This window comes from Kribbella deserti, from assembly GCF_042434725.1.
Classification (GTDB): Bacteria; Actinomycetota; Actinomycetes; order Propionibacteriales; family Kribbellaceae; genus Kribbella; species Kribbella deserti.
In genome coordinates this window covers 268,334-276,953 of the sequence record NZ_JBHLTC010000035.1, presented here as the reverse complement: position 1 = coordinate 276,953, position 8,620 = coordinate 268,334, and the positions used below count along the sequence as shown (strand labels likewise).

Genomic DNA, 8,620 nt, shown 5'->3' with positions numbered 1-8,620 from the left:
ACCCGCAACCCCGGGCCCTACCCCACCACCACCCGAACCCATTCCTCAACAGGCTCTGCAACCAGGTAGCCGCGCACAAACTCGGCACTCGGCGTGCGAGGGCTCGTGTTCCGAGGGTCGACCGTCGGAATCGGGGGTAGACCCGTCAGATTTGGCACGTCGACCCCCGACTTCAAAGGTCGACCGGGCGAATAGCCGAGGCAGAGCCCGTCGGCCGCGTTGTACGGCAGTGCCCGCTCGCCCGCGAGTGCGGGACCACTGGTGATCGGTGTACGGGACCACGAGGGGCGAGGCGGTGGAGGCCTCGTTCGAGTGCGGGTTCAGCTGGGCCTCCGCGGGCCACCGGAGTGGAACGGGCGCACGTCAGCCGGCCCCTCTGATAGCGCGCTGCAAGGGGAGCCGGGAAATGTCCAGCAGACTCCTAAAGAAGCGTTGGACCCCTCCGACCATCGGTGGCCGTGGGGGTGGGCGTGCACGGGCCGCCGGAGCGGGCGGCTTCCGGCGGCTCGTGCTGGGGGCGAGGAGGGCTACGGGGTGCGGGTGAGAGCGCTAGGGGTTGCGCCCGGAGAGGGGTTAGGGGTTTTGGGTGATGGTGAAGGTTGTGGTGGTGTTGCGGATGTTGATGGCGTTGTTGGACAGGCGGAGGTTGTTGAAGACGGCGGTGCCGGCGGCTGGGCCTTCGCCGGGTTCGGGCATTTCGTTGGCCCAGATGGCGAAGCCGGACTTGGCGTCGAAGGCGTCCCCGCTCTTTTGCGCGCCCGAGATCGACACGTTCGTGAGGATCGTGTCGGTCACCGGGAACAACCGCTGGCCGCCGACGTAGTCGGTCTGGAACATGATCCCGCTGTAGGTGGGATCGACGATGTCCACGTCGTTGATACGAATGCCCTGGAAGATCTTCGTGGCCGAGTAGATCCAGATACCCGGGAACGTCTGGTTACCCCAGAAGTGCCCGCCGGCCCGGACCACGGAGATGTTCTCGAACCGCGTCGGCGGGGTGGCGCCGAAGCCGTTCATCGGGATGTTGAAGTCGAGCGAGCTGATCGTGATGCCGGAGTAGACCAGGATGTCCGCGACGTACAGGTTGCGGAATACGTTGTTGGTCCCGCCGTACACGGCGAATCCGGCGGCCCGCCAGGTCAGTGTCGCCGAGAGGTTCTCGAAGACGTTGTCCCGGACCTCGCCACCACCGTTGTCCACCGCGTTGAACAAGGCGAACGAGTCGTCACCCGTGGCGCGGGCGTCGTTGTTGGTGACCAGGTTGCCCGCGGAGCCGTTGGTCATGTTGATGCCGTCGGCGAACAGGTTGCGAATCCGGCTGTTGCGAATGATCGAGTTGTCGGTGTTCGCGCCCCAGTACAGGCACATCATGTGCTCGGCCCAGACGTTGTCGATCGTCATGTTCGAGGTGTTGGCGAAGTTGAACACCTTGCCGGGACCGTCGTTGCGGCTGTCGTAGTTACCGAAATAGGCGAACCCGCTGAAGGTGGAGCCGTTCGCCGTCGGTGAGGCGTCGATACCCACGTCGGTGTTGGCCTGCGTGGCCGGTGCGCGGAAGCGGGTGTACCAAGGGCCCGCGCCCTGGATCTTGATGGCCTTGCTGTTCACCTGGAACTTGCTGGACGTCTGGTAGTCGCCCGGCGGCAGGTAGACGCCGACCAGGTTGGTCTCCTGGATCGCGCGCTGGATGGCGTCCTGTACGGCCTGGTGGGTGAACCCGTTCGGTACGGCGTACGTCGCGGGGTTCGGGTTGGCGATCGGCGCGACCTGTTCGGTGTTGATGAAGTCGATCGCGTAGTTCGTCTCGTTGGCTGGATCCTTCTGCAGCTTGATCCGCGTACCCGCCGGGTAGGACCCGTCGAGCAGGATGCTGGCCTCGTCGTAGATGTGCCGGGCCGGACCTTGTCCCGGCGAGTTACCCGGGCCGGACTCGGCGCCGTACAGCCAGGCGTACTTCGAGGTCAGCGGCAGGGCCTTGTGGAAGGTGCCGTTGACGTACACGTTGATGGTCGAGTTGATCCCGCCGCCGCCCGGGGCATCCGGGATCGAGAAGCGAGTGACCAGGGTGTTCGTACTGGCCTTGGTGGTGAACTCGACGTAGCTGCCGTTCGAGTTCAGCGTGACCGCCCGGCGGCCCGAGGCCTCACCGGCGAGATCGCCGATGGTGCGGTTCGGTCCGACGATCTGCGCGCCGCCACCAACCGTCGCGTCCTCGGCCTCCAGCTGGTCGTACGGCATGTTGGCGCCACGGCCGACGAACAGCGGGCGTTCGCTGGTGTTGTTGGTGCGCTTGACCGGCAGTTCGTTCGCGTCGTCGGCCAGCACTACCTTCACCGTGTACCGGCCGTTGGCCGCCGTCCAGTTGCCCAGGGCAACGGCTGGGCTGCTGGCGCCGGCGGCGAGCGTGCCGTTGTAGTTGCCCGTCAAGGTCTGTACGACCGCACCGGTGGTGGCGTTGAGCACCTGCAAGGTGATGCCGTGCGCACCCGACGCGGAGGCGATGCTGCCCTGGTTCCGGATCGTCACCGAGAACGCGACGGCCGCACCGGCCGAGGGATTACCCGGCGTCCAGGCGACCGCCGAGGCGATCAGGTCCGAGCTGGCCACGGGCGTGACCACCAACGGGCCGGCGCTGTTCGCGCTGTTGTTCGCGTCGTTCTGCTCGACAACCGTGTTGGCCTCGTCGACCTTCGCGCTGAGCGGGTAGCTGCCCGCGTCGCGTGGTCCGATGGCCGCCGTCACCGTGGCCGAGGCGCCGGCGGCCAGACCGGCCACGTTCGCCGTACCGACCTTGGTGGCGCCGAGGTAGAAGTTGACGTTGGTCGCGGGGGAGGCCGCGGTGCCGGTGTTGTTGACCGTGGCTCGTAGCGTGACCGTGTCGGTCTCCACCGGGGACGTCGGGGTCCAGGAGACACCCGCGACGGTGAGATCGGGGTTCGGCGCGGGAGCGCCCATCACCTGGAGTTCGGCGACCTGGCCCGCGGGAGCGCCGGTGTTGCCGGTGAAGTTCAGCCGTACGTCGGCCACCCGCGCGCTGACCGGAATGGTGACGGTGTTGCCGCTCGACGGACTGAAGTTGTACGACGCCGACGCCACGATCGAGGTGAAGCCCGAGGCGCTCTGCTCGCGGCCGAGGACCTGCAGAGTCTGGGTGCGGTTGCCCCAGGCCTGGTCCGGGTCGAGCCGGATGACGATCGAGGAGATGTCGGCGTTGGCGCCCAGCTCGGTGGTGAGCGTGGCGGGGTTGCCGTTGCCCTCCCAGTAGGTGTTCACGTTGTCGTCGTTGGCGTTCGTCGCGACGAAGGTGTGTACGTGGCCGGAGGCCGTGATGGGCTTGCCCAGGGCAAGGTTGGTGCCCGCGCCGTTGCTGCCCCCGCGGGTGACGGTGTTGCTGTTGGCGGATTGATTGCCCGCGGCATCTTTCGCGCGAACGAAGTAACTCACGGTCGCGCTGGCCGGCTGGGTGTCGGTGTAGGTCAGTACGGAACCCGCGACGCTGGTCCGCAACGCGCCGTTCGCGTAGACGTCGTACCCGGTGACGCCGACGTTGTCGGTCGAGGCGTTCCAGGTCAGCCGGATCTGCCCGGCGCCGGGTTCGGTGTAGGCCAGGCCGCCCGGTGCGCTCGGCGCCTGGGTGTCACCGGCCGCCGGGCCGTAGACCTCGAGTTCGGACAGTTGGCCCGCGGGCCAGCCGGTGTTCGCGGTGATCTGGATCCGGACGTATCGCACGGTGCTGTTGCCGTAGTCGATCGTCACGGTGGCGTTGCTCGCGGGGTCGAACGAGCGGCCCTGGGAGGCGGAGAGATCGTTGAAGTTGGTGCCGTCGGTGCTGCCCTGAACGGTCAGGGTCTGGTTTCGAGCACCCCAGCCGGCGGTCGGCAGTTTGAGTACGACCTGGTTCGTGGTGACCGAGGACCCGAGATCGACCTGGACCCACTGCGGGAACGCGTTGTTGTTGCTCTCCCAGTACGAGGCCTGGTTGCCGTCGGTGACGTTGCCCGCCACGTAGCCCTGGTTGGTGCTGCTGGCGCTGGTGGATTTGCCCGCGGCCAGGTTCGGCCCGGCCAGCGTGGCGGCGACCGCCGTACTGCCTGCGTCCTGCTGACCGGGGGCGTGCAAGGCAGGCCCTGCCGCGAACAACAAACTGGTGGCGAGAGTGGCGGCGACTAACCGCCAGCGTGCGTACGTCGTTCTCATGGCATCCAGGCCTCTCCTGATGGGCGGTGGTGAAGGCGCAGGTGTCTGACTGCCATCAAATTTCGACGACTAGCCAAAAATTACTGCCACTTTGTCTAGAATTTGCGTAAGTGGTGGCCAATTGTTACGACAGCACTCCGCGAACGTCAACGGTTCGCAGCCGGAACCCGCCCATCCGGGCCCGGCTGAGCGATCGGGACGGTCGGGAGTCGATTGCTCAAGGTGGTGTCGTGGTGGTCGGCAAGACCTCGCAACTGGCCACCTTCGCCAAGCTCTTCCCCATCCCGCCCGCTCTGAGCGAGACAAGAGGACAAAAGCGACCGCCAGGTGACCGATAACGGAAAACCCGGGGCGATGTGGATGGAATGCTACCGCCGGGTATTGACACTGTATGTAGTCACTCGCTTACGTTGGCGCGGTCATCTCAGGGACCGCTGACGGAACGCCCCCAAGCCGTTCAGCGGTTCGCCCGGCTTGTTGTGAGGAGCACCGATGAGATTCCGTCCCCGTTTGCAGGCAGCGTTCCTGTCCGCCCTGTTGACCGCCGCCGTGCTCACCCCGCCGGCCGCGCAGGCCGCCGAAAACCCGTACGAGCGCGGGCCGGACCCGACGAACGCCAGTATCGAGGCGGTTCGTGGCCCGTTCGCGACAGCGCAGATCTCCGTACCGGCTTCCAGCGTGCGGGGTTTCCGCGGCGGCACGATCTACTACCCGACCAGCACGGCCGAGGGCACGTTCGGCGCGGTCGCGATCTCGCCCGGTTTCACCGGCACGCAGTCCAGCGTCGCCTGGCTCGGTCCACGCCTTGCCTCGCAGGGCTTCGTGATCATCACCATCGACACCCTGTCGCCGTACGACTTCCCGGCCAGTCGCGGCGACCAGCTGCTCGCGGCTCTGGACTACCTGACCACGTCGAGCGCCGTACGGACCCGGATCGACGCCACCCGGCTGGGCGTGATGGGCCACTCGATGGGCGGCGGTGGTTCGCTCGAAGCGGCGAAGGACCGCCCGTCGCTGCAGGCGATCGTGCCGTTGACGGCCTGGAACACCACCAAGAGCTGGTCCGGTGTGACCGTGCCGGCGCTGATCGTCGGTGCCGAGAACGACACCACCGCGTCGGTTCGGGACCACTCGGAGCCGTTCTACACAAGCCTTCCGGCCGCGCCCGGTAAGGCCTACCTGGAACTGAACAACGCCGGCCATTCGGCACCGACGTCGTCGAACGTCACCGTCGCGAAGTACAGCATCTCGTGGCTCAAGCGCTTCGTCGACAACGACACCCGCTACACCCAGTTCGTCTGCCCGGGCCCGACTCCGAGCACCACGGTGGAGGAGTATCGCTCCACCTGCCCGTTCGCCTGATAACGGCAAAGGGACCGCGAGCCGATGCGGCTCGCGGTCCCTTTGTTTCTTGGGCCTTCAGTGCTTGGCGGCGGCTTCCGCGCCTGCGCCGGTAAGGGCCCGGACCTGCAGCTCGGTGTAGCGCTGCTCGCTGGTGCGGTCCTTGCCGAGATAAGTGCCGATGATCCCGAAGAGGAAGCCGAGCGGGATCGAGACGATGCCCGGGTTCGACAACGGGAACCAGGCGAAGTCCACACCGGGGAACATCGACGTGGGCTTACCGGAGACCACCGGTGAGAAGAGCACAAGCAGTACGGCCGAGACCAGGCCGCCGTAGATGCTCCAGGTCGCGCCGGAGGTGTTGAACCGCTTCCAGAACAGGTTGTACAGCAGCGCCGGCAGGTTCGCCGAGGCCGCGACCGCGAAGGCCAGCGCGACCAGGAAGGCGATGTTCAGCTTCTGCGCCGGAATGGCCAACGCGATCGCGACCGCGCCGATGCCGATCGCGGCGAAGCGGGCCACCCGGATCTCGTCCCTCTCCGTCACCTTGCCCTTGGCGAAAACGTTCGCGTAGAGATCATGCGCGAACGACGAGGCCGAGGTGAGCGTCAATCCGGCGACCACGGCCAGGATGGTGGCGAACGCGACGGCCGCGATCAGGGCCAGCAGGATGGCACCACCGGTCGAACCGGCGCCACCACCGACCACCTCGGCCAGCAACGGCGAGGCCGTGTTGCCCTTGGAGGTGGCGACCGCGCTGTCCTTGCCGGTGTCCAGCAGGGCGGCCGCGCCGAAGCCGAGGGCCAGCGTCATCAGGTAGAAGGCGCCGATCAGGCCGATCGCCCACTGCACCGAACGCCGCGCCGACTTCGAGTCCGGCACGGTGTAGAAGCGGATCAGGATGTGCGGCAGACCCGCCGTACCGAGCACGAGAGCCAGTCCGAGCGACAGGAAGTCGATCTGGCCGACCAGGTCCTTGCCGTAGAGCAGACCCGGGCCGAGGAAGTCCGCGCCCTTGCCGGAGTTGTCCGCGGCCGCGCCGAGCAGCTTGGAGAGATTGAAGTCGAACTTCAGCAGCACCAGGAAGGTGATCAGCACGGTGCCGGTCATCAGCAGCACGGCCTTCACGATCTGCACCCAGGTGGTGCCCTTCATGCCGCCGATCGTCACGTAGATGATCATCAGCGCGCCGACCAGCACGATCACCCCGGCCTTGAGCGCCTCGTCGGTGACCCCGAGCAGCAGGCCGACCAGCGAACCCGCGCCGACCATCTGGGCCAGCAGGTAGAAGATCGACACCACGATGGTCGAACTGGCCGCAGCCGTCCGGATCGGCTTCTGCCGCATCCGGTAGGCGAGCTGGTCCGCCATCGTGAAGCGGCCCGAGTTGCGCAGCAGCTCCGCGACCAGCAGCAACGCCACCAGCCAGGCGACGAGGAAGCCGATCGAGTACAGGAAACCGTCGTAGCCGTACAGCGCGATCTGCCCGGAGATACCCAGGAAGGACGCGGCGGACATGTAGTCACCCGCGACCGCCAGACCGTTCTGCGCGCCGCTGAAGTTGCGGCCACCGGCGTAGTAGTCGGCCGCGGTCTTGTTCTGCCGGGAGGCCCACCAGGTGATGTACAAGGTGACGGCGACAACCGCGGTGAACAGCGAGATCGTCAGGGCCTGGTTGCCCGGCTCGGCGTCGGCCAGGGGCAGTAGCAGCGCGGTCACCGGCGGCGCTCCCTCTTGAACTTGGCGTTGAGCCCGGCCGCGAGCGGGTCGAGCTTGCGATTGGCGTACCGGCCGTACAGCGCGGCGATGACGAAGGTGGAGACGAACTGCAGCAGGCCGAAGACCAGCGCGACGTTGACGTTGCCGATCACCTCGGTCTTCATGAAGTCGCGGGCCCAGTTGTTGCAGGCGACGTACAGCAGGTACCAGGCCATGAACGCGATGGTCCAGGGCAGTACGAACGCCTTGAACCGGTGTTTCAGCTGGGCGAAGTCCTCCGCCTCACTCACCGACTGGTAGGCCCGGGCCTCCCGGTCGGCGACCGACTCCTCTTCCACTGGGGCATCCCTCCCTGCTCGCGAGTGTGATCAGTGGCACACGTTAGCGGGAAATCCCCACCCTGGCAGCGTCGATTGCCCCGCGTTTCGCCGTACCGAAGCAGCCGCCGGTACGACGGAAAGGCATCCGTCGAAGCGGAGGGGTGGAGCGGCGTGGGGTCAGAGCGGTGGGGCGATGGGGGCGTCGCGCTGGCGCTGGTAGTTGGCCAGGTCGCTGGGGCGGGCGCGGAAGGCCGAGGTCATGTACGGCATGCGCAATGGCTCGGGCGGCCGGGCCGTGCCCGCGTAGATGGCGTCGACCTGCTCGAGTACGCCGGCCCGCTTGCCCTCGGACAGCGCCGCCACCCGGGGGATCGACAAGGCGAGCTGGCGCAGGGCGAACTTGTCCATGCTCTGCCAGTGCCGGATCGAGGTCTGTTCGATGAACGAGAACAGGTTCGAGTCGGCCAGCGCCGGGGTCGGATCGTAGTTGTGGCTGCCGTCCGAGCCGAACTCCTCGCCCAGCAGGGTGCCGGCCAGCCGCCGAACCCAGGGCACCACCACGTCGTAGTTGTTCCAGAGCAGACCGATGACGCCGTTCGGGCGCAGCACCCGGGCGATCTCGGGTAGCGCCCGGGTGTGTTCGAAGGTGTGGAAGGACTGTCCGGCCAGCACCACGTCGACCGAGGCGTGCGCGAGCGGAATGGACTCCGCCGTACCCACCATGGTCTCGATACCGCGGCGCTTGCCGCAGATGGCCAGCATCTCCTCGCACGGGTCCATCGCCAGCACGGCGTGGCCCTGGTCCAGGGCGACCTGGCTGAGCTTGCCCGTGCCGGCGGCAAGATCCAGCACCTGCAGGCGTCCGGGACCCGTGATCCAGCGCAGGGCCTCGGCCGGGAACGTCGGCCGTCCCGCGTCGTAAGCCTGTGCGACGGCGCCGGAAGACTGCGCGCGGTCCCTGTCGTCGGTGGTCATCACGTCAAATCATGCCGTAACCCGGCCACTTCCCCGGTCATGGTGACCAAACCGGCCGCGCCGCGCCT

At 67.1% G+C, this 8,620-nt stretch carries 5 protein-coding genes; 1 reads left to right on the top strand and 4 read right to left on the bottom strand.

Going from position 1 to position 8,620, the window contains the following annotated elements; translation table 11 throughout:
• Positions 1-573: 573 nt before the first annotated feature.
• Positions 574-4,197, bottom strand: a complete 3,624-nt coding sequence (locus ACFFGN_RS26760) for a discoidin domain-containing protein (protein ID WP_380052754.1) — start codon at positions 4,195-4,197, stop codon at positions 574-576.
• Positions 4,198-4,689: 492 nt separating this feature from the next.
• Between ACFFGN_RS26760 and ACFFGN_RS26755 the strand changes: the two genes are divergently transcribed.
• Positions 4,690-5,559 carry a poly(ethylene terephthalate) hydrolase family protein gene (locus ACFFGN_RS26755; protein ID WP_380052752.1) on the top strand — a complete coding sequence of 290 codons (870 nt, stop codon included), beginning with the start codon at positions 4,690-4,692 and terminating at the stop codon, positions 5,557-5,559.
• 57 nt (positions 5,560-5,616) lie between these two features.
• On the opposite strand, the gene ACFFGN_RS26750 is transcribed toward ACFFGN_RS26755, so the two are convergent.
• From ACFFGN_RS26750 to ACFFGN_RS26740, 3 genes are all read right to left on the bottom strand, one after another.
• Positions 5,617-7,257, bottom strand: a complete 1,641-nt coding sequence (locus tag ACFFGN_RS26750; protein ID WP_380052750.1) for a monocarboxylic acid transporter — start codon at positions 7,255-7,257, stop codon at positions 5,617-5,619.
• Complete coding sequence (locus ACFFGN_RS26745) at positions 7,254-7,595, bottom strand: DUF485 domain-containing protein (RefSeq protein WP_380052748.1); 342 nt, start codon at positions 7,593-7,595, stop codon at positions 7,254-7,256. The genes ACFFGN_RS26750 and ACFFGN_RS26745 overlap by 4 nt, the downstream gene beginning before the upstream one ends.
• A 159-nt stretch (positions 7,596-7,754) precedes the next feature.
• Complete coding sequence (locus ACFFGN_RS26740; protein ID WP_380052746.1) at positions 7,755-8,552, bottom strand: class I SAM-dependent methyltransferase; 798 nt, start codon at positions 8,550-8,552, stop codon at positions 7,755-7,757.
• Between the last annotated feature and the right edge of the window lie 68 nt (positions 8,553-8,620).